At 63.1% G+C, this 23621-nt stretch carries 22 protein-coding genes; 9 read left to right on the forward strand and 13 right to left on the reverse strand.

The annotated features are described in order from the left end of the window. Positions 1 to 91 precede the first annotated feature (91 nt). Positions 92 to 313, forward strand: a complete 222-nt coding sequence (locus tag NHH88_24135; protein ID USX12751.1) for a glycine zipper 2TM domain-containing protein — start codon at positions 92 to 94, stop codon at positions 311 to 313. 128 nt (positions 314 to 441) lie between these two features. Here the strand turns inward: NHH88_24135 and pelA are convergent, their stop codons facing one another. Together pelA and NHH88_24145 are read right to left on the reverse strand one after the other, a co-directional pair. Continuing rightward, positions 442 to 1656, reverse strand: a complete 1215-nt coding sequence (gene pelA / locus NHH88_24140) for a pectate lyase (GenBank protein USX12752.1) — start codon at positions 1654 to 1656, stop codon at positions 442 to 444. Between the two features lie 153 nt (positions 1657 to 1809). Further along, a complete protein-coding gene (locus tag NHH88_24145) occupies positions 1810 to 2559 on the reverse strand; it encodes a Crp/Fnr family transcriptional regulator (GenBank protein ID USX12753.1) in 750 nt (249 codons plus the stop codon). A 135-nt stretch (positions 2560 to 2694) separates the two neighbouring features. Here NHH88_24145 and NHH88_24150 point away from each other — a divergent pair, with 135 nt between their 5' ends. The 3 genes from NHH88_24150 (at position 2695) to NHH88_24160 (ending at position 4361) form a co-directional block, all read left to right on the forward strand. After that, complete coding sequence (locus tag NHH88_24150) at positions 2695 to 3402, forward strand: glycine zipper 2TM domain-containing protein (protein USX12754.1); 708 nt, start codon at positions 2695 to 2697, stop codon at positions 3400 to 3402. A gap of 161 nt (positions 3403 to 3563) precedes the next feature. Continuing rightward, positions 3564 to 3710: a lmo0937 family membrane protein gene (locus tag NHH88_24155; GenBank protein ID USX12755.1), complete on the forward strand. Its 147-nt coding sequence runs from the start codon at positions 3564 to 3566 to the stop codon at positions 3708 to 3710. Positions 3711 to 3803: 93 nt separating this feature from the next. Continuing rightward, positions 3804 to 4361: a DUF3617 domain-containing protein gene (locus NHH88_24160; GenBank protein ID USX12756.1), complete on the forward strand. Its 558-nt coding sequence runs from the start codon at positions 3804 to 3806 to the stop codon at positions 4359 to 4361. 164 nt (positions 4362 to 4525) lie between these two features. Here the strand turns inward: NHH88_24160 and NHH88_24165 are convergent, their stop codons facing one another. Together NHH88_24165 and NHH88_24170 are read right to left on the reverse strand one after the other, a co-directional pair. Beyond that, positions 4526 to 5362, reverse strand: a complete 837-nt coding sequence (locus tag NHH88_24165; GenBank protein USX12757.1) for a branched-chain amino acid aminotransferase — start codon at positions 5360 to 5362, stop codon at positions 4526 to 4528. Between the two features lie 78 nt (positions 5363 to 5440). Beyond that, entirely contained in the window at positions 5441 to 6526 is a 1086-nt protein-coding gene (locus NHH88_24170) for a porin (GenBank protein USX12758.1), read from the reverse strand. Positions 6527 to 6666: 140 nt separating this feature from the next. Here NHH88_24170 and NHH88_24175 point away from each other — a divergent pair, with 140 nt between their 5' ends. The 3 genes from NHH88_24175 to cls all read left to right on the forward strand — a co-directional run bounded on the left by NHH88_24175 (position 6667) and on the right by cls (position 11612). Beyond that, positions 6667 to 7956 carry a 4-hydroxybutyrate CoA-transferase gene (locus tag NHH88_24175; protein ID USX12759.1) on the forward strand — a complete coding sequence of 430 codons (1290 nt, stop codon included), beginning with the start codon at positions 6667 to 6669 and terminating at the stop codon, positions 7954 to 7956. 111 nt (positions 7957 to 8067) lie between these two features. After that, positions 8068 to 10218 (forward strand): site-specific recombinase, encoded by a 2151-nt coding sequence (locus tag NHH88_24180; GenBank protein USX12760.1) that lies wholly within the window; start codon positions 8068 to 8070, stop codon positions 10216 to 10218. Further along, positions 10215 to 11612 carry a cardiolipin synthase gene (gene cls, locus NHH88_24185; protein USX12761.1) on the forward strand — a complete coding sequence of 466 codons (1398 nt, stop codon included), beginning with the start codon at positions 10215 to 10217 and terminating at the stop codon, positions 11610 to 11612. The genes NHH88_24180 and cls overlap by 4 nt, the downstream gene beginning before the upstream one ends. A gap of 205 nt (positions 11613 to 11817) precedes the next feature. On the opposite strand, the gene NHH88_24190 is transcribed toward cls, so the two are convergent. The 3 genes from NHH88_24190 to NHH88_24200 are packed head-to-tail and all read right to left on the reverse strand — an operon-like array spanning position 11818 to position 14181. Then, a complete protein-coding gene (locus tag NHH88_24190) occupies positions 11818 to 12636 on the reverse strand; it encodes a metallophosphoesterase (protein USX12762.1) in 819 nt (272 codons plus the stop codon). A 10-nt stretch (positions 12637 to 12646) separates the two neighbouring features. Then, a complete protein-coding gene (locus NHH88_24195) occupies positions 12647 to 13633 on the reverse strand; it encodes a sphingosine kinase (protein ID USX12763.1) in 987 nt (328 codons plus the stop codon). Then, a complete protein-coding gene (locus tag NHH88_24200) occupies positions 13543 to 14181 on the reverse strand; it encodes a phosphatase PAP2 family protein (protein ID USX17415.1) in 639 nt (212 codons plus the stop codon). Before NHH88_24200 ends, NHH88_24195 begins: the two co-directional genes overlap by 91 nt. Positions 14182 to 14418: 237 nt before the next feature. Between NHH88_24200 and NHH88_24205 the strand changes: the two genes are divergently transcribed. Beyond that, positions 14419 to 14643: a hypothetical protein gene (locus NHH88_24205; protein ID USX12764.1), complete on the forward strand. Its 225-nt coding sequence runs from the start codon at positions 14419 to 14421 to the stop codon at positions 14641 to 14643. 300 nt (positions 14644 to 14943) lie between these two features. Here the strand turns inward: NHH88_24205 and NHH88_24210 are convergent, their stop codons facing one another. After that, on the reverse strand, positions 14944 to 15843 hold the full coding sequence (locus NHH88_24210; protein USX12765.1) for a LysR family transcriptional regulator: 900 nt from the start codon (positions 15841 to 15843) through the stop codon (positions 14944 to 14946). A 108-nt stretch (positions 15844 to 15951) separates the two neighbouring features. On the opposite strand from NHH88_24210, the gene NHH88_24215 reads away from it, so the two are divergent. Next, the gene (locus NHH88_24215) at positions 15952 to 16965 is read left to right on the forward strand and encodes a zinc-binding alcohol dehydrogenase family protein (protein ID USX12766.1); all 1014 of its coding nucleotides are present in this window, start codon (positions 15952 to 15954) and stop codon (positions 16963 to 16965) included. 13 nt (positions 16966 to 16978) lie between these two features. Here NHH88_24215 and NHH88_24220 read toward each other — a convergent pair whose 3' ends face one another. The 5 genes from NHH88_24220 to NHH88_24240 form a co-directional block, all read right to left on the reverse strand. Further along, positions 16979 to 17509, reverse strand: coding sequence for a hypothetical protein (locus tag NHH88_24220; GenBank protein ID USX12767.1), 531 nt, complete (start codon positions 17507 to 17509; stop codon positions 16979 to 16981). An 84-nt stretch (positions 17510 to 17593) separates the two neighbouring features. Continuing rightward, positions 17594 to 18793, reverse strand: coding sequence for an alanine transaminase (alaC, locus tag NHH88_24225; GenBank protein USX12768.1), 1200 nt, complete (start codon positions 18791 to 18793; stop codon positions 17594 to 17596). Positions 18794 to 18916: 123 nt separating this feature from the next. Next, positions 18917 to 19234 (reverse strand): hypothetical protein, encoded by a 318-nt coding sequence (locus NHH88_24230; protein ID USX12769.1) that lies wholly within the window; start codon positions 19232 to 19234, stop codon positions 18917 to 18919. 71 nt (positions 19235 to 19305) lie between these two features. Continuing rightward, a complete protein-coding gene (locus NHH88_24235) occupies positions 19306 to 20160 on the reverse strand; it encodes an EamA family transporter (GenBank protein ID USX12770.1) in 855 nt (284 codons plus the stop codon). Continuing rightward, positions 20161 to 23559, reverse strand: a complete 3399-nt coding sequence (locus NHH88_24240) for a DUF748 domain-containing protein (protein USX12771.1) — start codon at positions 23557 to 23559, stop codon at positions 20161 to 20163. Between the last annotated feature and the right edge of the window lie 62 nt (positions 23560 to 23621).

Consider the following 23621-nt stretch of genomic DNA (forward strand, 5'->3'; position numbering starts at 1 on the left):
GCTGTCGTACGGAAATTGGCGACGCGCAGACGTACTCTGTCGTCATTGGAGCGGGAAAGACGCCGCGCCTTAACAGCGTAAGGAGAAGATTATGAACATCAAACGTATCGCATCGACCGCGGCAATCCTGGCCGCCACCCTGGGCCTGAGCGCGTGCGCCGGCATGTCCTCGCAGGATAAAAGCACGGCAGTGGGCGCCGGCGTGGGCGCGGTGGCCGGCTCGGTATTGACCGGCGGTAGCGCGGTCGGCACGGTCGGCGGCGCGGCTGTCGGCGGCGTGATCGGTAACCAGGTCAACAAGCCACCGCGTTAATTTCCAGGCGCGTCGTTTAAGCGGCAAGCTTAAGCGGCAAACTTTAGCGGCAAACGAACCGCCCCATTCAAGCCGAAGCCGGCTTGAATGGGGCGGTTTTGCATTGGCGCCGGCGAATTTATAGCCGACTAGTAGCCGACGGTGCTGGTGTAGGCGAACAGGCTGGTGCCGTAGCTGCCGCCCCACTCGTAACCGTAACGGCGTTCGGCCTCGACGTTCATGATGTCGTATTGCTTGCCGGCGCCGGGAGGATTATCGGTCGGCAAGCGGCCGCTGAAGAAGCCGGTATCGGCGTTCAGATCGTAAAAGCGATACCACGTGGTCGATCCCGCCTTGGCGATAAACGGCGAGGTGTTGGTCGCTTTGGAGTTGGTCTTCTCGTACGCCGTGTTCACCAGCTTGACCTGGGGGCTGTTGTACCACGCGATCGCCGCCTTGGCCGACGCAGCGATGGCCGCCGATTGCGGACGCGTCATCAGGAACGCCACGATCTGCGCGGACTCCTTGCCGCTCTTCGACGGCAACTCGTACGAACGGGCGCCGCGCGGCGCGAAATTGACGGGATCGTGCTGCGCGCACCAGACCGTCTTGACGCCGTTCTGCACGATCTGCGCGTTGAGGATGTAGCCCACCGCCAGATTGAGCGCGTTCGTCATGCGAGTGCGTTGCGCCGAGGTGAAGAAATCACCGGTGAACGGTGCCTTCTGTTTCACCGCGTGGTCCAGCAACACCAGCGCGCGCACCATTGCGTTGTCGTTGAAGGTGACGTGGTTGGAATACAGCGTGCCGGTGCGCGCCGGATACACCTGCGGAAGACCGCCGGACGAATATTGCATGTTCAGGATGAAGTCCATCGCCTTGCGCGCGCTGTCGCGATAGGTGACCGTTCCAGTGCGCGCGTACACATCGCCGAGGAACATGATTTCGGTGACGGTGCCGTCATTGTCGATGGTGCCCAGCTCGACACCGTTGGCGCCGAACCACTCGGAGCGCGAGGCCGAGCCGTTCCACGGCGCGTTGTACCAGGCCGGCAGCTTGTAGAACCCGCCGTGCGGCATCTGCCATGAAACGATGTTGGTGGCCTTGGTCTTGTCGGCGGCCAGTGCGGCCGCGCTGTCGCTGTTGGTGCTGAGCCAGCTCTTATAACGCTCGATCTCTTTGTAGACCGGATTGCCCGTCTGGTTCAAGACAGGATCGGCTGCCGCCGCATTGACGGTTACCTCCGCCGCAGTGCTGATGGCACCGGCGGCGCCGGCTGCCGTGTCGGCCGAACCGCCGCCGCCGCAACCGGCAAGGGTTGCGCCAACGACCAGGAATGCCCCCAAATAGTTATAGTTTTTCACGTGTATCTCCTCACAGTGTTTGTCGAAAAATCATTACAGCAAGCCGATGCTAGCCGTAATGTCTTCCATAAACATTGCAAAATAGATACAGTTGCCTATAAAATCAAGCAAATGATTGATTGTGCGTTTAGCACAACGTTGACGTGGGGTTTGCTACAAAAACACGTTGCCCATGCCGATGGCGCCGTCGTCCTTGACCAGCTCGTAGCAGCGGCACGATACCGCTTCGAGCCCCGCCGAATCGAGGATCTCGATATTGCCCCGGCTGTAGGAAATCAGCTTCTGGTTTTGCAGCGCGCTGGCCGCCTTGGTCACGCCGACACGGCGCACACCCAGCGCATGCGCCAGGAACTCGTGCGTGAGATGGAATTTTTCCGATTGCAGACGGTCGCGCGTGATCAGCAGCGAGCGCGCCAGCCGCGCCTCCAGCACATGGAAGCGGCTGCACACGGCGATCTGGATCGCCTGCGCCAGCAAGGTGTCGGTGTAGCGGTACAGCAGGCGCTGCAGGGCCTCCATGCGCGTGAACTCGGTGGCGAACTCGGAGGCGTCGATGCGCGTGGCGCGGCCGGCGCGCTGCACCACCGCGCGCACCTGCGCCATTTCGTGGCCCAGCACCACCGAGGCGCCGATCATGCCTTCGCGGCCGACGGCGCCCACTTCCAGCGTCATGCGGCCCTCGGCCACGGCAAGCAGCGAGATCAAACTGTCGATGGGAAAATAGATGTAACGGATGCTCTGGCCGGGTTCGTATAACACGTCGCCGACTTCGACTCTGACGGGTTCGCTGAGCCTGGCGAGCTGGCCTTGTTCTTCCTCTGGCAAGCTCGACAGTAAGCGATTGACTGCCGGTCGTGGCTGGCTCCTGTCTTCTTCGGATAGGTGTAAGAGATGGGTATGCATGAATTGAGCGTAAAGGTAATCATTTAGCATGTATGTACGCTGACGCACGGAAGCTAAACATGTCCTATAGGAAAATTCCGCGCGTAAGAGAAGAGCATGCGAACACGCGTACAAACACGAAAAAAGGACACCTTCATGACTACCCCGAACACCCCAACCAAACAGACTTTGCACCCGCTGATGATCATCGCCGCCGTCGCGGTGGTGCTGTTCTGCGGCGTGGGCACCGCCGCCATCATGGGCTGGCTGCCGACCTCGAACGCCAACGGCAGCGTGCCGGGCGCGGCGCCGCTGCCGGGCCAATTGTCGTCGGTGCCGCCGGCGGAGCAGCAGTCCGCCCCGGCCTATAACAACGGCGCCAACAACGGCAACGCCAACAGTCTCGCGGCCAATAATGACGCTGACCGCAACGCTGACCGCAACGCCGACCGCAACGCCTACAACGACGCGCCCGGCCGCGACCGCGACCGCGCGCCGGAACCGGAAGCCAAACAAGCGGCGGCCGTGTGCAAGAGCTGCGGCGTGATCGAGTCGGTGCGTTCGATCGAGCACCGCCCGCAAGGTAGCGGCGTCGGCGCGGCCGGCGGCGCCATCCTTGGCGGCTTGCTGGGCAACCAGGTCGGCGGCGGTCATGGCCGTCAACTGGCGACGGTGGCGGGCGCCGTCGGCGGCGCGGTGGCCGGCAACCAGGTCGAGACCCATATGAAGACCACGCGCACCTGGCGCATCGTGGTTCGCATGGACAACGGCACCACCCGTACATTCAACCAGTCGGCGCAGCCCGCATGGGGTTCGGGCGACGCCGTGCGCGTGGTGAACGGCCAGTTGCGCTTGGCGAACTGATACCGGCTGTAAAATTATTCAGCGGAAATCGCTCGTACGTACGGCACCGTACAGAAGCTTAAGCTGGTTTTAAAGATAATAGATTCCAAGATACGAACAACAGTTCGACATCGCCCTCGATGCCCACAGTGGACGTCGCAATAAAACTTAAGGAGAGAATCATGCTCTATACCATCGCTGTAGTTTTGCTTATCCTGTGGCTGCTGGGCCTGGTCACCTCGTACACCATTGGCGGCTTCATTCACGTACTGCTGGTCGTTGCGATCATCATGGTGCTGCTGCGCCTGATTAGTGGACGCGGCGTGTAGCACACCGCGACCTGATCAAAGCGGCGCCCCACCCTCGCGGTGGTGCGCCGTTTTTTCGTTTATGCTGTGCGCTGGCTTTTCCATGGAGTGACTATGAAACGTTTTTTGATCGCGCTGGCCATGTCGTCCCTGGCCACGGCGCAAGCGCAGGCGCAAACCACGCAAACCGGGCCAACAATTAAGCCCGGCTTGTGGGAACTGAATAACACGGTCAAGACCGGCGACATACAAACCGACGCCGCCATCCAGATGGCGATGCAGCAGCTGGCCAACATGCCGCCCGCGCAGCGCGCGCAGATGGAGGCGATGCTGGCGCAAAACGGCGTGTCGGTGCCCAAGGTCGGCGGCGACGGCAGCATGACGGTGACGGCGTGCGTGACGCCGGAGATGGCGGCCAAGAAAGAACTGCCGCTGAACCAGAAGGGGAATTGCACCTCGAAGACGGCGCCCACGGCGGGCGGGCTGGACGTGTCGTTCAGCTGCACCAATCCGACCTCCAGCGGCCAGGGCCAGATCCGCTTCAGCGACGACAGCCATTACACGATGATTATGGATGTCAACACCGAGGCGACCGGCGCGCCGCAAAAGGTCAAGGTCAATTCGAGCGGGCGATGGATCGCGGCAAGTTGCCCGGCCAAGCCGAAGGGCTGAACATTGGAATTTAACTTGGAGACACGTAGGGCGGATTAGCCGAAGGCGTAATCCGCCATCTATGCGCCGCCGACGGCGCAAGCATTGGCCGATTACGCTGCGCTAATCCGCCCTACGTGGAACCGTTGTCGTTTCAACGGTGTCGACCATCGCGATATGGATCGTTACTGGCTGTCCGAGAACGCCATGTAGCGCTCGCGCGCCAGGGTGGCGATCGGACCGACCGCCAGATCGCGTGTTTCGTAGCGGATGCACGGCATCACCTTGCCATAGTTGCCGGTGTTGAAGATCTCGACGGCGCCCTCCAACTCCTCCGGCAACACGGCGCGCTGCTCGACCATGATGCCCTCCTCCGCCAGCAGCGCGATCACGCGCGCCCGGGTGATGCCCGACAGGAAAGTGCCGTTGGCGGCCGGCGTCACTACCTTGGCGTCCGGCGTGACGAAGAACAGGTTGGCCGATGCGAACTCGGCCACCTTGCCGGTGCTGTCGCAGACGACGGCGTTGTCGAAGCCGCGCTTCTGCGCTTCGCGGATGGCCTTGGCGGTGTTGACATAGAGCGAGGACGCCTTGGCGTCGGTCGGCGCCATCAGGGCGTCCGGCCGCAGCTGCGCCGACAGGCAGGCGGAAAAGCCGGTGAACGCCGGCATCGGCGCGTCGAACAGGGTCAGCGCGAAAGCGCTCTTCTCGGGCACCGGCACCAGGAAGCCATCGGTGCCGAACACCAGCGGGCGGACGTAAAGCTCAGCATCCGGCGGAAACTTCGCCACGCCCTCGCGCACCAGCTTTTCCATGTCATCGACGCTCAACGGACATGCCAGCCCCACCCGCTCGGCCGAGGTGATAACGCGCTGCAAGTGCAGACGCAGATCCGGCAGATGGCCGCGTATCGCGCGCGCGCCGTCGAATACGGACGAACCCAGCCATACGCTGTGGTCCATCGCGCCAAACAGTGGGGTGTTGCCCTCGGCCCATTCGCCGTTGAAGTAAGTCAGATGCATGCTTGTTCCGAAATCAGAGAAACAAGCAATTTATCACGTTTGGGCGGACGGCCTTAAATGCGGCCTGGAACGTACCGCTCAGAACGCATGGCGCATGCCGATGTTAAAGGCTTTGTCGCCACGCCCCGGGCTGGTGGCGTTGCCGACCGTGTAGCCGCCACCGTTGCGGTTCTTGATCCTGGCCAGCGAAGCGTAGAAATCGGTGCGTTTGGAGAGCGCGTAGCTGGCGCCGATGGCGATCTGGTCGGCGTCACGGTCGAGTACGGTGCGGTCGTCCTTGCGGATGAACGAGGCCAGCAGGGTGGTCGCGCCCAGCGGCACGGCCACGCCGAACAGCGCATCGCGGCTCTTGTCGGTCGGCAAGGTCTGGGCGACCGCACCGTAAGGATTGGACATGTCCCAGTGCGAGCTGCCCTCGCCACGGCTCTGGCCGTATGCGGCATAGCCGATGAAGCGGCCAAAGTCGACGTTGGCCGCCACCAGCGTGTTGCGGGCCGACTGGTCGACCGCCGGCGTGGTGCCCGTGGCGTCGAGCAGGTTGTCCTTGCGCTGGTGGGTGATGCCGATCTTGACCGGTCCCTTGTCGTAGCCCAGGCTGCCGCCGTATGCGCGGTTGACCTTGCTGTTGAACGGCGATTCGCCAAAGCTGTACTGCACCGCGCCGATCAGGCCGCTGCGAGCGCGCTTGGTCTTGTACTTGACGGCATTGTCATAGCGTTTGGTGGTGTAGCCGACCAGATTGGACGCCGCACCCGCCATGCCGCCCTGGAAAGGATCGGCCACGTCGGTCAAGGTCTCGTAGACCAGGTTGTACTGACGGCCCATGGTCACCATCCCCATCGGTCCGTCGATGCCGACGTAGGCCTGACGGTTGAACAGCTTGCCGTTTTGCTCCGACGCGCCGGTGTCGTTCAACACACCGGCTTCCAGCGTGTACACGGCCGACGTGCCGCCCCCCAGTTGTTCACGGCCGCGCACGCCGATTCGGGAACCGGAGGCGATACCGCTGTCGACCTTGGTCCGGGCGCAGTTGGTCTTGCAACCGCTTTCCACCACAACACCGGCATCCAGCAACCCATACACCTCGGCGGAGGACGACTCTTGCGCTCCCGCGGCCAGCGGCGCGATCAGGGAAAGCGCGGTAACGAGAAGGTTCGGTTTCATGATGAGCAGGGAACTTTAGTGAATTGTTAGGTTCATAATAGGTCGCCCTTCGTCACCGCTCTGTGCGCCTTAACACGTTAACGTCAAATTCTTCGCGACTTGGTTTATAGTGGGATTTCATTATGTGAAAGGCAGAAGCCATGCATGTTGAATACGCCAGCAAACGTTGCTCGCCCGACCAGGCCCTGGAATTGTTGAGGAACGGCGACACCATCATCGTGCCGACCGGCGCCGGCGAGCCGCCATCGCTGCTGCACGCGCTGTCTGCCAGGCGCACCAGCTTCCAGGACGTCAGGGTGGCGCAGATCCTTGCCATGCGCAAATACGCCTATTTCGACTGCGACACCGTCAGCCATGTGCGCCACGTCGCGCTGTTCTTCGGCGGCGCCTCGCGCTCGGCGGGACAAGCGGGCTGGGCCGATTTCATCCCGGCCTACTTTTCCGAACTGCCCGGCCTGATCCAGCGCGACCTGATCCCGGCCGACGTGGTGTTTTCGATGGCCTCGCCGATGGACGAGCATGGCAATTTCGCGCTCAGCCTGGCGGCCGATTACACGATGGCGGCGGTACGGAAGGCCCGCGTGGTGGTGCTGGAGGTCAATCCGAACGTGCCGGTCGCCCATGGCGAATGCATCGTCCACCTGTCGCAGGTCACGGCCATCGTCGAAAGCGACGAGCCGGTGATCGAAGTGGGCCTGCCGGCCATCGGCGCCGTGCAGGAGGCCATCGGCAGGCACGTCGCGGACATGATCGAGGACGGCTCGACCTTGCAGATCGGCTACGGCGGCATTCCGGACGCCGTCGTACAGCAACTGACGTCCAAGCGCGACCTCGGCGTGCATACGGAAATGATCGGCGACGGCATCCTCAAGCTGGTCGAATGCGGCGCCGTCAACAACAGCCGCAAGACCTTCATGCCCGGCAAGATGGTGGCGACGTTCGCGCTGGGCTCGCGCAAGCTGTACGACTTCATGCACCAGAACCCGATGCTGGAAATGCATCCGGTCAGCTTCACCAACGATCCCTACCTGGCCGGTCAGAACGACAAGCTGGTCGCCATCAACGCCAGCCTGCAGGTCGATTTGCTGGGGCAATGCGGCTCCGAGAGCCTGGCCCACCTGCCCTATTCCGGCACCGGCGGCCAGGTCGACTTCGTGCGCGCCGCCAACCGCTCGAACGGCGGCAAAGCCTTCATCGTGCTGCCTTCGACCGCCAAGGAAGGCGCGATCTCGCGCATCGTGCCCACGCTCACGCTCGGCACCCATGTCACCACCGGCAAGAACGACGTCAACTACGTGGTCACCGAATACGGCGTGGCGCAGTTGCGCGGCAAATCGGCGCGCCAGCGGGCCGAGGCGCTGATCGGCATCGCCCATCCGGATTTCCGAGCGGAATTGCGCGAGGCGGCAAAAAGAATCTTGTTATGCTGAGCAGGGGAATTTCCTGACAGATAGAAATATGTACGGCAGCGTACATACCGGGGGATGCTGACTGGATATACTGCGTTTTTTAGTCAAAATTGCGGTAATTCCGCCCTGTGCATGCTCGAAATATTACAACGTATAGACGCGGAAAGCACGGACATCGGCCTCATGGTCGAGCTGTTCGATACACTGCGTCCCCAGCGCCCCAACGATGGCGTCCGCGCCACCGCCAATGTGCGCACCCTTGCCCAACTGTTGAAAGGCAGTCCCGCGCACGCGCTCGCGTTGCGCGGCTACGCCTGCAGCCTGCTGTCCAGCCGCCGCCATTCCAGCCTGTACACCGAAATCGGCGTACTGTCGAACGACGGCTTTTTCACCGAACTCAAACGCCGCATCGCCTTCCGCATCCTGCCGCCGGCGCTGGGCAACGACTACCTGAGCGAGGCGCTCGACCAGGTGATCTACAAGCGCACCGACCATAACTGGATCGGCGCGGTACCCGCCCCCGACTGGCTGGCGTTGATCGACGTGATCTGCCATCCGCCCGACCGGCGCGAAGCCAGCCGCAACGACGCCACCACCCGCTGCGCGCCCAACCTCATGCTTCCCGGCCTGCTCGAAGCGATCCGGACGCTGTCCTACCGCATCTGCGCGATCGGCCTCGAGCCGAAGCTGACCAATTTCCACACCGAGATGGAGACCTACGAATCGCCGTTCATGGGCCAGAATTTCGAGGTCAACGCCTATCTGGACAATTACCAGCGCAACCTGGCCGGCGAGGATGTCGAAGTCGAGGACGCGCGCCACCTGCTGGTGATGCTGGACCAGTGCGACGTCGTGGTCGGCAAGATCCGCAAGAAGGCGCTACACCAGGGCACCAGCATCGCGCTGACCTATCTGCTGGTGGCGCTCACGCAAAGCATCGCCCGGCTGCGCAAGCTGCTGTTCCTGGTCGACGTCAGCGGCGAATTGAAAGCCGACGCCGTCGCGCCGGCCGCACTGCTGATCGCGCCGGCGGAGCTGCAGGCGCAACACCCGCAACCGGTCGGCCAGCAAGGTCCGCCGAGCCCGCGCCGCGCGGCCGCCGTCGGCCTGGCGCTGGAACTGGTCGAGGCGCACAACAACAAGTACGCCGTCAGCGATCTGCTGCGCGACAATATCGACCTGCTGGCGCGCAACGTCACCGAGAACGCCAGCCACACCGGCGAGCACTACGTGGCCGACCACCGCAAGGAACTCGGCAGCATGTTCATGTCGTCGGCCGGCGCCGGCGTCATCATCGGCTTCATGGCGCTGTTCAAGATCCTGATGTCCTACCTGCGCGCCGCGCCGCTGGTTGAGACCTTCCTGTTCAGCATGAACTATTCGCTCGGCTTCATGTTCATCCACGTGCTGCACTTCACGGTCGCCACCAAGCAGCCGGCGATGACGGCCTCGCGCATCGCCGCCGGCCTGCACAGCCGGGACGGCCGCAACATCGACATCGAAAGCATGGCCGAGCTGTGCAACAAGGTGATCCGCACGCAGAACATGGCGGTGCTGGGCAACCTGGCCACCGCGATTCCCACCGCCTGGCTGATCGCCATGGCCTGGCCCCACCTGACCGGCCATCATCTGGTCACGCCCGGGAAAGCCATGCACCTGCTGGCCGACATCGATCCCTTCGGCGGCCCGGCGCTGGTGTATGCCGCCATCGCCGGCGTCTGCCTGTTTGTCGCCGGACTGATCTCGGGCTATTACGACAACAAGGCGCTGTACACGCGCTGGGCGCAGCGCATCGCGCAACTGCGCGGCCTGCGCTGGCTGCTGGGCCGGGACCGCCTGGACCGCTTCGGCGTCTATATGGAAAACAACCTCGGCGGCCTGATGGGGAACTTCTTCTTCGGCATCCTGCTCGGCGTCATGCCGCTGCTGGGCTTCCTGTTCGGCATGCCGCTCGACATCCGCCACGTGACGTTCTCCTCGGCCAACTTCGCCACCGCCATGGTCGGCCTCGACTACAACGTCAGCTGGCAGCTGGTGGCGACGTCGGTGGCCGGCTTCGTGTTGATCGGCACGGTGAATCTGCTGGTCAGCTTCGGCCTGGCGTTGTGGGTGGCGCTGCGCTCGCGCCAGGTACGTTTCAAGCACGGCTGGCAGCTGATGAAGGTGCTGGGCCGCAGGTTTATACAGGGGCCGATCTCGTTCTTTTTCGGCTCCTCCGCAGAAGAGGCCGCGCCGCTGGCGTTGGCCGATGAATCGAAATCACCGCAAAAGGCAAACCGATGAAATCCTCAAGCATGCGTATCTGGCTTCCCATGTTCCTGATGTGCTGGGGCCTGCTGGGCGCATGCGCCTCGCTGCCCGATGTGGCCGCCATGGGCGACAAGCTCGAACCGGCGGCGGCCACGCCCAGCGTCAAGGGCAAGAACGGCGATCTCGGCGCGGCGCGCACCAAGGCGCTGCTGGCCAAGCGCTGGCCCAAGGGCTCGCTCGACCTGAAACAGCAGGCGGTGCTGGAGGAAGCGGCCACCGGCGTTCCCCTGATCGACGGCAACAAGGTCACCTTGCTGTTCGACGGTCCGCAGACGATGAGCGAAATGCTCAAGGCCATCAACGGCGCGAAGAACAACATCAATCTGGAAACCTACATCTTCGACCAGGATGAACTCGGCATACAGTTCGCCGACGCGCTGATCGCCAAGCGGCAATCGGGCGTGACCGTCAACATCCTGTACGACAGCGTCGGCACCATCGGCGTGCCGGCCGAATTCTTCGACCGCATGCGCAAGGCCGGCGTCAACCTGCTCGAGTACAACCCGGTCAATCCGGCCAAGGTCAAGGGCGACGACTGGAAGGTCAACAACCGCGACCACCGCAAGGTCTTGATCGTCGACGGCAAGACCGCCTTCACCGGCGGCATCAACATCAGCGCCGACTACTCCAAGGGCTCGCTGTTCCGCTCCAGCGGCAAGCAGGCCAAGCAAAAGGATGACGTCGGCTGGCGCGACACCCACATCAAGATCGAAGGGCCTGCGGTGCATGCCTTCCAATGGCTGTTCGTGCGCCAATGGGCCACGCAAGACCGCACCGATTTGCCGGAGGCGGAGTACTTCCCGCAACAGGTGATCGCGGGCGACAAGGTGGTGCGTGTGCTGGCAAGCGACCCCGGCGGACAGTTTGAAATTTTCAAGGCCTACAGCCTGGCGATCCAGGGGGCGAAAAAGAGCATCCATTTGACGTCGGCGTATTTCGTGCCGGACCGCCAGACGATCGACGCGCTGATCGCCGCCGCCAAGCGCGGTGTGGACGTCAAGATCGTGCTGCCGGGGGTGTCGGACAGCGGGCTGGTGTTCCACGCCAGCCACTCGCTGTATGACGAACTGCTGTCGAACGGCATCAAGATCTACCACCTCAAGCTGGCCGTGCTGCACGCCAAGACAGCGGTCATCGACGGCACCTGGTCGACGGTCGGTTCGACCAACATCGACATGCGCAGCTTCCTGCACAACAGCGAGCTCAATGTGGTGGTGCTGGGGGCGGCGTTCGGCAACGAGATGGAGAAGGCGTTCCAGGAGGATATGCGCGACTCCAAGCAGATCACGCTGGCGGACTGGCGCAACCGGCCGTTCACGGACCGCATGAAGGAATGGGCCGCGCGGATGATGAACTATTGGCTGTAAGTGCGGCGGCCTCAAACGCCGACATACTGGCTATGATGTGCGCGGCGGCCACGCACGCTGCGTCCATCTAAACCACGTAGGGCGGATTAGCGAAGCGTAATCGGCCATGCATGCGCCTCGTTGACGCCTGCATGGCCGATTACGGCGTTCCGCCTAATCCGCCCTACGTGTTTCCTCGTTTAACGAGAAGACCCGTTCCGCCGCCTCAGGCCTTCGCGGCCATATGCCACGCTTCCCCGATGCGGCGGAAGCACTCGGTCATCACCGGCTCGAAGCTGCCGGTGCCGTCGATCCAGCTGTAACGATCGACCTCGATCTGCTCCGCGTCCACCCGTATCACATTGAACGAGTTCGACTCCCCCCGCCCGCGCGTTGACGTGGCCGTGCCGGCCTGCACCACCAGCGCCGCGTATCCGCTCAGCTTGTAACGTTTCTCGCTATTGCCCGCGTGGCTAGAATGCAAATGCCCCGCCAGCAGCAAATCCACGCCGCATTCGGAAAACGCCCGCATCGCCATCGGCGCGCGGTCGACCAGGTCATCCTTGTCGAACGTCTCCGGCAAATCGAACGGATGGTGCGTGACGATGATGCGCGTGAGATTGGGATTAACCGCGCTCATGCGCTGACGCATCTGCGCAACCTGCTCGTCATTGATACGCCCGTCCTTGAAGGTCAGCGAACGCGCGGTGTTGATGCCGAGGATGGCGATCTCGTCGTCGATATACTCCGGCGCCAGATCCAGGGTGACATAGCGCGTGTACTTGCGCAGCGGCGTCAGGAAGCGCGTGGCGACGTTGTACAGGGGGATGTCGTGATTGCCCGGCACCACGATTTGCGGCCCCGGCAACGTGTCCAGAAAGGCGCGCGCGGCCTTGAACTCCTCGGTCTTTGCGCGCTGCGTCAGGTCGCCGGAGACGACCACGACATCGGGCGCCAGCCTGGCGGTCAGTTCCTGCAATGGCGCCAGCAAGGCGTGGTCGACCCTGCCAAAATGCAGGTCCGATAAATGGACGATGGTTCGCATGCTCCCCCTCCTACGTGGCCGGCGCGACAGGGACTATCACGTTCAGTGCCTTGGCTCTGGAACGATAGCATAATGGCGGCGTCATCACGGTCACTTCACCGTCCGTGGCGACCCTTATTTCCCGGTGGCGCGTTTCGATCACCAGATCGGTCGACGAAAGCACGTCGAAATCCTTGGCTTCCGATAGCCGGCCGAACAAGGCGTGGATGGCGTAGATCAGCAGGCCCAGGCGGGTGGGCTTTTGCGCGACGTACAGATACATCTTGCCGCTGTCGAGTCGCTCGCGCTCGCCCATGGTCAAGCCTTGCATGTATTCGTTGTTGCCGATGAAGACGAACGGCGTGCGGCGCAAATGCTCGCTGCCATTGATCTTGAGCCGCACGCTCATGAACGGGAAACGCCGCGCCGCGACGAACACGGCGCGCGCGAACGCGTGCCACTTGCCGCGCCCCAGATGTTTTTGCTGCTTTTCACGGTCGCGCACGATGTCCGGGTAGATGCCAAGGCTGGAGTTGTTGAGGAAGATGCGGCCATTGACCTCGCCCACGTCGACCTGCGCCGGCTTGCCGTGCACCGCATTGGCGACGGCCGCGTCCAGGTCGAGCGGAATGTTCAAATCCTTGGCGAAGTGGTTCAGGGTACCGAGCGGCAGCACGCCCAGGCGGGTCTGGCTGCCCACCAGCGCGGACGCGACCGCGTTGATGGTGCCGTCGCCGCCGCCGGCCACCACCACGGGTGCGCCTTCGGCCACCGCGCGCTTGGCGCGGGCAATCATTTCCTCGCCGCTCTTGGCCAAGGTGATGTCGGCTTCGGTACCCTGCGCACGGAATTTCTCCGCCAGCGCGGCGGACCAGCCGCCGCAATAACCCAGCCCGGCGCTGGCGTTGACGATGACTACAATACTGTTCAGAGCATTCCCCCGGAATCGTTCGACAAGCTTTTCGCCTCGCGCCGGCGGCGCAGCGTGGAAATCCCCGTGATGCAAATCGTCAACCACGCCGCGCTGCCCGCCATGCCGGCGAGGACATCGCTCAGATAGTGCGCGCCAAGATAGACGCGGCTGAAGGCCACCAACAGTATCATCATCGTACACGCTGCCGCTGTGCCCAAACGCACACTCCAGCCCTTGCGAGCGATCATCACATAGCACGCCACCAAGCCGTAGAACAGGGTCGCGGCCGACGCGTGCCCGCTGGGGAAGCTGTAGGTCGTCAACGTGACCAAGGGCTCCTCGAACACCGGACGGCTGCGCTGGAAGGTGTACTTGAGCAGCACGTTGAGCAGCATGCCGACGGGCACGCTGAGCAGCAGCGCCCAGATCCAGTAGACCTGCCCCCGCTTCCACAAGTAATAGCCGAAGGCGGACGCCATCAGGATCACGCCCGGCATCATGTGTACGGTCGTGATCACCATCATGATGGACGTCATCGGCTCGAAGTGATTGGCGTTGAACCAGTTGGCGATATGCAGGTCGAGCACGGTGAGATCGTCCTGCTCCATGACCTCGGAAGCCAGGTTGCCGAAGATGGCGACGGCGAACACCATCAGCAGCACGCCGATGGTCAGGTGCAGGCCGAATTCGCCCTCTGGCGACAGTCTTGCCCCGATGAAACGCTTCGATTTGCTGAAAATTTGGTGCTCCCGGATAGATGGCCGTTGAAGTTGGCGGAAAAACTACGAAACAACGAATTTACTGTTTATTTACACAGTACCTGTTTATTCATACAGTACTTATGCTATTCTGAACTCCTCGTTAAACGCTTCTCCCAAAAGGAAAATGTCATGACAACAGTTAATAACAGCTTCAGCTCCCGCTTCGGCCTGGAATATATGCCTACTTCCTTCCTGGTCCGCATGGGCAAACGCGAATTGCTGGTCTGCCGTGATTTCCGTAAGCGCTACTACGCGGTCAACCCGGTCATCGAATGCGACACCGGCGTGCAAGCCGGTCACCTGGAGGTTCTGCTGTGCCGCCGCTGGCTGCTGATCCTGTCGAAGGCGCACTAATGGTTGCCGGTGCCAGCTGCCCTATCCAGTCGCAAGACAGGCCGGCCGATGCCGCGACCTCGCTCGCGCTCCTCACCTGGATCTGGCAGCTGGCGGGCCGTCATCAGACAGATGCATCTTGCCGCAGCACCGCCGAACGCGTCCAGCCAGCTGGCGAGGTGCAGTTCAACGACAAGCAACATTGCGCCTCATGAAGCTATGTTAAGGGGTTTTGCCATCACTGCAAGTGCGCGCGCTGTTGCTTTAATGACTTTTTAAGCGAGTTGTTAAGCGCAGGCCGCGCACGCTGTGATGTGGGCACTAGGCTTTTTCGCACTGCGCGCGGAGAAAATCCCGCAGTTGCAGCACCGTCGGCGTGATCTGCGAGCGGTGCATGCACAACATATTCAGCGGCGTCGATTCGCCCAGCACGTCCGGCATCAGGATGTGCAAACGCCCGCTGCGGATATCTTCGCGCAGATCGAGCCGCGATTTATAAGCCACCCCCAGTCCCGCCACCGCCCAGCGCCGCACCACGTCGGCGTCGTCGGCGCTGCGGTTGCCGTTGACGTGGATCGCCACCGCATCGTCATCGGCACCCGGGTAAAAACTCCAACGATCATGTATCACATCCTCCAGCATGAAGCGCAGGCAGTTATGCCGCGCCAAATCTTTTAGCTCGGTCAACCGGCCGTGCTGCTTGATGTAATCCGGCGAGGCGACCAGCACGCGGCGGTTGTCGGGCGCCAGCGGCAGCGCGATCAGGCTGGAATCCTCCTGCCGGCCGTAACGGATGGCGATGTCGACCGGCTGCCGGTACATGTCCGAGACGCGGTCGCTGATGCTGAGCTGGAAGCTAACCTTCGGATACAGCGCCTGGAACTGGTCCAGCCAGCCGACCAGCATATTGCGCCCCAGATCCGACGGCATCGAAATCTTCAGCGTCCCGCCCAGGCTTTCCTGCCCCTGGATCAGCGCGTCGTGACCATCCTTCAACAGACGCAGCGCCTCGCGCGCGTGCCGCAGGTAGTGTTCGCCCTCCTCTGTCAATCGCAGCGAGCGTGTGGTGCGGGCGAACAGCCGCAAGCCCAACTCGCGCTCCAGGCGTTTGACACCGGCGCTGGCCAGCGCCGGGGAAATCTCCAATTCGCGCGCCGCCGCCGAAAGGCTGCCACGGTCGGCGGTCCGGACAAAAACAGTCAAATCATCGAGTCGCAGCATTTTCTTCGTTTTGTTGAAAGTGTTTCGTTGAAGCGCCTCTTTTTCCGCGCCACGAAATAAATGATGATACTCCCCATTCGCATCCCATCCATTTTTCAGGAGAAGTTCATGAAAGCCGTCGCCTACCGCAAGTCCCTCCCGATCGACCATGCCGACTCGTTGATCGACATCGAGTTGCCCGCGCCGCAGGCCCAAGGCCGCGATCTGCTGGTCGAAGTCAAAGCCATTTCCGTCAATCCGGTCGACGTCAAGATTCGCGCCAACGTGGCACCGGCGGAGGGTGAGGACAAGGTGATCGGCTGGGACGCGGCGGGAATCGTCAAGGCGGTGGGTCCAGACGTGACCCTGTTCAAGCCCGGCGACGAAGTCTGGTATGCCGGCGACCTGACCCGTCCCGGCACCAACAGCGAGCTGCATCTGGTGGACGAGCGCATTGTCGGCCATAAGCCGAAAAATATCGACTTCGCCCAGGCCGCCGCGCTGCCGCTGACCGCGATCACCGCGTGGGAGCTGCTGTTCGACCGCCTGGAAGTGAGCCGGGACAAAGGCGTGCAAGGACAATCGCTGCTGGTGACCGGCGCGGCCGGCGGCGTCGGTTCGATACTGGTGCAGCTGGCGCGCCAGTTGACGGGCCTGACGATCATCGGCACCGCCTCGCGTCCTGACACGGCCGCCTGGGTAAAGGAGTTGGGCGCCCACCACGTGATCGACCACAGCAAGCCGCTGAACGTGGAAATTGCCCGTCTCGGCCTGCCGCCGGTGACCTATGTCGCCAGCCTGACCCACACCGACGACCATTGGACCGCGATCGTCGAAGTGCTCGCGCCGCAAGGCAAGGTCGCGGTGATCGACGACCCGGCCGCGATCGACGTGCGCCAGCTCAAGCGCAAGAGCGCCTCGCTGCACTGGGAATTCATGTTCGCGCGCTCGATGTTCAACACGGCCGACATCCAGAAGCAGCACGACCTGCTGAACGATGTCGCGAAACTGGTCGACACCGGCGTGGTCAAAACGACCTTGGCGGAACGTTTCGGCAAGATCGATGCCGCCAACCTGAAGCGGGCGCACGCCCTGCTCGCGAGCAATCGCGCCAAGGGCAAGATCGTGCTGGAAGGGTTTTAAAGGGTTTTAAAACCTACGACGTGGACCCGGCGGCGGCGCGCTCGCGCGTCTGTTGGGCACGCAGCACGGCCAGCACCGCGCTGTCATGCGCCACCAGCGCCTCCTGCATGGTGCTGGCCGATACGCAAGACGTCTCCAACACCTGCAGGAAGGTCGCTTGGCGGCGTTTCAGTCCCTGCGACTGGTAGCCGAGCTGCTCGAACATGCGGCCGACGTCGATGCAATAGCCGCGCAGCTCCCACATGGTCTTCTTGGTCACTTCAATATCGTCGCGCATGCTGTGGTCGACGTCGATCAGCTCCAGCTGCGCCGGCCCTTCCTTGCCGAAGTCGCGTATCGTCGGCAGCCACTGCTCGAACTTGCCGGCGATGCGGCGGATGCGCACGATTTTCTGATCGAGCGTGCGGCAGTAGTGCCAGCATAGCCAGCACACCGGCAGGCGCGCCACAAAACGTGGCAGGCCGACGGTGTTCAAGGTGTTCTCGAGTTTTTTAACGGCGGCGATCAGGCGCCGCGTGCTGTCGCCGATAGGCAGTGGGGGCATAATGGAGCTCCTGGGTTGGTTCAGGAGCTACATTAGCTGCCGCGTCGGACCATGCGTTTGATGCGGCTTAAAGAGCGCGCAGATTTATTCCATCACTTTGCGCAACATGGCTTTGATACCACGCAATCCTTGGCGTATGCGCGCCTCGTTTTCGATCAAGGCGAAGCGAACATAGTCGTCGCCGTAGTCGCCGAAGCCGATACCCGGCGACACGCACACCTTGGCCTCGGACAGCAGCAGCTTGGAAAACTCCAGCGAACCGAGATGGCGGTAAGGCTCCGGTATGCGCGCCCAGATGTACATCGACGCCTTCGGCTTGTCGACCGGCCAGCCCGCTTCGCACAAGCCTTTGTGCAGGACATCGCGGCGGCTCTGGTACATCGCGCAGATCTCGCTGACGCTGCTCTGGTCGCCTTCCAGCGCGGCGATCGCGGCCACCTGCACCGGCGTGAAGCTGCCGTAGTCATGGTAGCTCTTGATGCGCGCCAGCGCCGCGACCAGTTCCTTGTTACCGACCATGAAACCGATGCGCCAGCCGGCCATGTTGTAGCTCTTGGACATGGTGAAGAATTCCACCGCCACGTCGCGCGCGCCCGGCACTTGCATGATCGACGGTGCCTTCCAGCCGTCGAAGGTGATGTCGGCGTAGGCCAGGTCGTGCACCACCAGAATGTCGTGCTGTTTGGCCAGCGCCACCACCCGCTCGAAAAACTCCAGCTCCACGCACTGCGCGGTCGGGTTCGACGGGAAGCCCAGGATCATCATCTTCGGTTTCGGATAGCTTTCGCGCACCGCGCGCTCCAGTTCGTCGAAGAAGTCGACACCCGGCGTCATCCGCACCGAGCGGATGTTGGCGCCGGCGATGACCGCGCCCCAGATGTGGATCGGATAGCTAGGGTTGGGCACCAGCACGGTGTCGCCGGCGTCCAGCGTGGCCAGCATCAGGTGCGCCAGGCCTTCCTTGGAGCCGATCGTGACGATCGCTTCCGAGTCCGGATCGAAGTCGACCTCGTAGCGGGTCTTGTACCACTTGGTGATCGCGCGCCGCAGCCGGGGGATGCCTTTGGAGGCGGAGTAGCCGTGCGTGTCGGGACGGCGGACGGTGTCGACCAGCTTGTCGACGATGTGCGCCGGCGTGGCGCCGTCCGGATTGCCCATCGACATATCGATGATGTCTTCGCCGCGACGACGCGCCGCCAGCTTGAGTTCGGCGGTGACATTGAAAACGTAGGGAGGCAGGCGATCGATGCGCGAAAATCTGCGCGGAGTTTGGGTGTCAGTCATGGAATGTCTCACGTAAGCGCCCGGAACCGTCCGAGCGACGTCGATGCAATGTTGCATCGGCATCCATACTAGCCCATCAGTTCACGCTATGGCAAGCCCATTGGCAAGCCCCGTGGCCAGCCCTTATGCGGGCGACTGGTTTTGCTCGTCGCTGAACCATTCGAACAAGATCAGGCCGATGATCGAGGCGATCGGAAAGCCGCACAACGCGATCACCACCCACAACGCTGGCGAACGACCCAGCCGTTTGGCGGCCACACCGACAAAGATCAGGTGCAGGATGGCGCTAACGGCGATGCCAATGCCGGCCAGGATCATCAGCGGGACCGAGCTCGTCGTGTACTTGCTGAGCGGCGGCAGAAAGGATGCGATGCAGCCGATCCAGATGACCAGCGTGACGGCTGCGGCGGCGATCGGTTGTTGGGCGCGGGCGACTTGCATGGCTTCTCCTGGATGAAGCGACCATGCTGCCACGATCTAGCATGAAAAGCAACACCAGCAGGCCGCAGCCACTATTTCAACGTCGTCAGCGCCGACGCCAGCACGATCGCGGCGATCGCCAGCCACTGCGTCAACGTCAGATGCTCGCCCAACAGCAGCATGCCGGCCAGCGCGCTGAGCGCCGGCGCGGCGCTGCTGAACATGCTGAACGTGCGCGACGACAGATTGCGCATCGATAGCATCTCCAAGGTGTACGGCAAGGCGCTGGACATCACCGCGATCGCCAGCCCGATCGCCATGTACGACGGCGTCAACAACACGGAACCCGAGTACCACGCGCCGACCGGCAAGATGAACAGCGACGCCGCCGTCATGCCCCAGGCCACCGACTGTCCGCCATGCATGACCGAGACCCGCTTGCCGAACACAATGTACAACGCCCAGCACACCGCCGCACCGGCCGCGTAGGCTACGCCGACAGGATCGAGCTGATCGACATGGCCGTGTATCGGCAGCAGAAAATACAGCCCGGCCACCGCCAGCGCGATCGCCACCACATCGCGCGGCCGGCGCGACGACAGCACCGCCACCGTCAGCGGCCCCGCCACCTCGATCGCCACCGCGATCCCCAGCGGTATCAAATTGAACGAGCGGTAGATCATCAGATTCATCAGCCCGATCACGCTGCCATACACAGCCACATTGCAGGCCTGCGGCCACGTCAGCGGCGTGCGCCACGGCCGAAACACGGCCATCATCAGCAACGCGGCAAAGCCCACGCGGTAAGCCGTCACACCCTCGACGCCGATCAACGGAAACAGATGCTTGGCGACGGCCGCGCCGACGTTCAGCGACAGCTGGCTGCACAACAGCGCGAATCCGGCCAGCAGCGCGCCGCCGCCGACGGGGGATTTTTCAGCGCTCATCTACTTCGCCGCCAATCCCAGCTTTAACGCGACCGGCTTGCCGATGTCAGCATCGGTCTTTTCCGGCGCGGCAGTCTGTATCGCTGCGGCGTTGACGCCAGCCTCTTTCAAGGCCGCCACAATCGCGGCGGCACGCTTGGCGCCCAGCTGCGTCAAGGCGCCCTCCGGCAACGGCTGGTTTTGCTCCAGGCGTTCCTGCAACTTGCCGTAGAAGGCGCCGGCGTCGGCCACCTGCGGTTCACCCTGGACGATCTTGCCCAGGCGCTGCAGCACCGGCAGCTTCTTCTGCGCGACGGGATCGGCGGACTTGGCCTCGTCTTCAGCGTCCGCCGCCGCAGGCTTGGCGCCAGCCGCGCCCTCTGCCGCCTTCTTCTGCTTGTCCAGCTCGGCCGCGCCGAAGCGCTCGGCGTACAGGTCACGCAAGGCGCCGCGCACTTTGCGCTGGCCGATATCAAGCGGCCCTGGCTGTTCGTCCGGCGCGAGTTTGATCTCCGCCCGCGTCACAACCAAACGGCGCAACGCCTGCGTCCGCAAGGCGGCGCCATCGGCCGCCTCGTTGTACTGGCCCGGCACCGACAGCTTCAACTGCGGTTTGGCTTCCAATATTTTCGCCACCTGGCGCAGCTTCTCGCGCTCCGGCGGCAGCACGGTGTCGCTGCCGGCATCGAAATCGACCGCGTCCAGCTTGTCGCCGCTGACGCCGAACAGATTGCCCAGCGCGCGGAACGGCGACAGCGCAACCTTGCTCAAGATGTTGCCGATGGCTTTCCACACCAGCGAGCCGTAGCTGAATTGCGGATCGCTCATATTGCCCGACACGGGCACGCCCAGGTCGATGCGGCCGTTGCTGTCCTTGAGGATGGCCAGCGCCAACTCCAGCGGCAGCTTGATCGCGTCCGGACTGTCGATGCGTTCGCCCAGTGTCAGGTTGTCGAGCACGATCTGGTTGTTACCTTCCAGCTGGCTGTTGCGTACCTTGTACTGGAGGTCGAGCGAGATTTTTCCCTGGGCGATCTTGTAGCCGGCAAACTTCATCGAGTACGGCGACGCCGACACCATGTCGACGTTCTTAAACACGACATTGACGTCGGTGTTGTCCGCCGGGACGAATGGATTCAACTGGCCGCGTATGCGCGCCAGACCGTAGTCGTCGACGCGGCCGTCGAGCTCGATCTGACTGCGCGCGTCGGCCTTCGACGACAGCCCGGTGATCAGCCCGCTGAGCTCGTAAATCTTTGCGCCGAATTGCGGGCGCAGGCTTAAGTCGGTGAAGTCCAGCTTGGCGTTCTGGAAGCGCACGCGGCGTATGCGCATCGGGAACGGCTCGCTGTCGGCGGGCGCGGCCGACGCGGTTGGCGAAGCCGTTGAAGCCGGCGCGGGCTCGGGTTTTTTCACCAGCAGCCGCTGCGCATTCAAGCTACGATCGTTCTCGATGATCAGGATCGCGTTCGGTTCGATGACGCGCAGCTCGGCCACATCGAGCAAATTCGGCGACACGCTCAGCGCCAGCTTGTCGGCGCGCACCGACTTCCAGCGCGCAAAGTGGTCGTTGTCTTCTTCGTCAAGCGCCAGCTGGGCCACTTCAAACGAACCATCGTAGCGCACGGCGGGATTGGCCTTGCTGCCACCGGCGCCGGTGCGCAGGCGGCCCTCGCCCGAAACGCTGCCGTCGGCCAGCTTGAGCTTGACGTATTTGCTGAGCAACGGCTGCACCGGCGCCAACGCCAGCTTGGTCAGCTTCAGCTCGGCATCGACGGCGCCGGTGGCCGGCACCACCTTGCCTTTGGCCGTCAACTGACCGCCCTCGCGCAGGCCGACGCCGCCCTGGAACGCCAGCGGCTTTTTCAGGTCGCTGCCGACATCGGTCAGCTTCAGATTGAAGTCCTGCAGAGTGGCTTTGATGCCGGTGCTGGCGTCGTCATAGCGGGCGCCGAATTTACTCAGCTCAACCGTTTTGACGGAAGCTGTCCATAGCAAACCCGCAGGGCCGGACGGGGTCGGACCCCGGCGGGGTCCGACCCCTATGTGGTCCGGCGAGCGCATCGCTAAAGGCTCAACGGGTTTGTCTCGGGCCGGCGTAGCGGCCGAGCCCGAGCCCGAGCCCGGCAGGCGGTCCAGGAACAGGAAGCGCCCGGCGCTGTCGCGCGACAGATCCAGCAAGCCGCCATCCGCGTACAGGCGGCCCAGGCTGACCCGGCGCGCGGCCAGATCGAGCGCGCCGTCCTCAAAGCCCAGCTGTCCAAGCTTCAACGGCGTCATCGCGCCGCCGACCAGCGCCAGATTGTCCATCGAGAACGCGGCATCGTCGATGTTGAGCTTGAGCCCGCTCGCGGCGGTTTCCAGCTGCAATTGCAGCTTCAGCTTCAGTTTGTCGGTGCTGATCTTCAGCGCGGGACTGGCGGTTTCGTCGAGCGCGTTGACGGCAATATCGTCCAGACCGATCTGCTTGAATCGCACTTTCCAGCCGCCCTCCTCCTTTGCCACCGGCTTGGCCGCAGGTGCGGGAGCGGGCGCCGAAGCGGACGGCGGCACCATCAAATTCGCCAGGTCGATCCGGCCTTGGGCATCGCGCCGCATCGCCAGCGCGCCACCGGTCAAATTCAGCCCGCCAACGTCGACCGAGCGCTGGCCCAGATCGACGCCGACGCCGCTCACATCCAGCGACTTCAGCTTGACGAACGGGGCCGCCACGCCGGCATGCTGGACCGCCAGGTCGTTCAACGCCAGGCTGGCGCCGGCCAGGCTCGCGTCCAGCTTGCCGTCCTTGTAGGAGAATCGATAGGGCAGCTTGGCCGACAAACGGCCGTCGCCGACAACCACCCGCATGAACGACTTCAGGTACGTCGACATGCCCGGCAACGCCACGTTCTCCAGCGACAGCATGCCGCTGCCGCCGATCGGATTGAGCGCGGCCGCGCCCTTCCAGCGCAGCTTGCCGCCCAGGCCGGCGTCGGCGCTCAAGGTGTAGTCGCCGTTCTCGTCCGGCAGCGTGCTTAGATGGTTCAGCTCGAAAGCGATGGGGGCGAACGTGTCGTTATAGCCGGCATGGCGATCATGCATCTCCACCTTGCCTTGCTCGAGCGCGAAGTGTTCGATGATCAGGCGCGGCATGCCGCTGTCGCTGTCGTCCTTCTTGCGCTTGTCCAGCGTCTCCATCAGCTGCGCGATGTTGAACTTGCCGTCGGGCGAAATGGCCAGGCGCAGCGACGGCGCGGTGACGCGGATCTCGGCCAGGCTCCAGGCCCGGCGCAACAGCGAGCGCCATTGCATCTCCACCGCCAGCGCGCCGACGCCGAACAGCGGCGCGCCGTCGGCCTCGGTCAAGCGCACGTCCTTCGCTTCCAGCCGCAAGGTGAACGGATTGAAACTGACGTCGCCGATGCTGGCTTTGCGCTCCAACTCTGTTTCTACAAATTTGGGGACCTGACTCTTGATCAACCACGGCAACGCCCAGCCGCCCG

The organism is Oxalobacteraceae bacterium OTU3CAMAD1 (genome assembly GCA_024123915.1).
GTDB lineage: Bacteria > Pseudomonadota > Gammaproteobacteria > Burkholderiales > Burkholderiaceae_D > Rugamonas.

Bases quoted from the DNA above. Each gene is read 5' to 3' on its own strand.
- NHH88_24135 (USX12751.1), top strand. From the start codon at position 92: ATGAACATCAAACGTATCGCATCGACCGCGGCAATCCTGGCCGCCACC.
- NHH88_24145 (USX12753.1), bottom strand. From the start codon at position 2,559: ATGCATACCCATCTCTTACACCTATCCGAAGAAGACAGGAGCCAGCCA.
- NHH88_24150 (USX12754.1), top strand. From the start codon at position 2,695: ATGACTACCCCGAACACCCCAACCAAACAGACTTTGCACCCGCTGATG.
- NHH88_24155 (USX12755.1), top strand. From the start codon at position 3,564: ATGCTCTATACCATCGCTGTAGTTTTGCTTATCCTGTGGCTGCTGGGC.
- NHH88_24160 (USX12756.1), top strand. From the start codon at position 3,804: ATGAAACGTTTTTTGATCGCGCTGGCCATGTCGTCCCTGGCCACGGCG.
- NHH88_24165 (USX12757.1), bottom strand. From the start codon at position 5,362: ATGCATCTGACTTACTTCAACGGCGAATGGGCCGAGGGCAACACCCCA.
- NHH88_24170 (USX12758.1), bottom strand. From the start codon at position 6,526: ATGAAACCGAACCTTCTCGTTACCGCGCTTTCCCTGATCGCGCCGCTG.
- NHH88_24175 (USX12759.1), top strand. From the start codon at position 6,667: ATGCATGTTGAATACGCCAGCAAACGTTGCTCGCCCGACCAGGCCCTG.
- NHH88_24180 (USX12760.1), top strand. From the start codon at position 8,068: ATGCTCGAAATATTACAACGTATAGACGCGGAAAGCACGGACATCGGC.
- cls (USX12761.1), top strand. From the start codon at position 10,215: ATGAAATCCTCAAGCATGCGTATCTGGCTTCCCATGTTCCTGATGTGC.
- NHH88_24190 (USX12762.1), bottom strand. From the start codon at position 12,636: ATGCGAACCATCGTCCATTTATCGGACCTGCATTTTGGCAGGGTCGAC.
- NHH88_24200 (USX17415.1), bottom strand. From the start codon at position 14,181: ATGGTGTTCGCCGTCGCCATCTTCGGCAACCTGGCTTCCGAGGTCATG.
- NHH88_24205 (USX12764.1), top strand. From the start codon at position 14,419: ATGACAACAGTTAATAACAGCTTCAGCTCCCGCTTCGGCCTGGAATAT.
- NHH88_24210 (USX12765.1), bottom strand. From the start codon at position 15,843: ATGCTGCGACTCGATGATTTGACTGTTTTTGTCCGGACCGCCGACCGT.
- NHH88_24215 (USX12766.1), top strand. From the start codon at position 15,952: ATGAAAGCCGTCGCCTACCGCAAGTCCCTCCCGATCGACCATGCCGAC.
- NHH88_24220 (USX12767.1), bottom strand. From the start codon at position 17,509: ATGCCCCCACTGCCTATCGGCGACAGCACGCGGCGCCTGATCGCCGCC.
- alaC (USX12768.1), bottom strand. From the start codon at position 18,793: ATGACTGACACCCAAACTCCGCGCAGATTTTCGCGCATCGATCGCCTG.
- NHH88_24230 (USX12769.1), bottom strand. From the start codon at position 19,234: ATGCAAGTCGCCCGCGCCCAACAACCGATCGCCGCCGCAGCCGTCACG.
- NHH88_24235 (USX12770.1), bottom strand. From the start codon at position 20,160: ATGAGCGCTGAAAAATCCCCCGTCGGCGGCGGCGCGCTGCTGGCCGGA.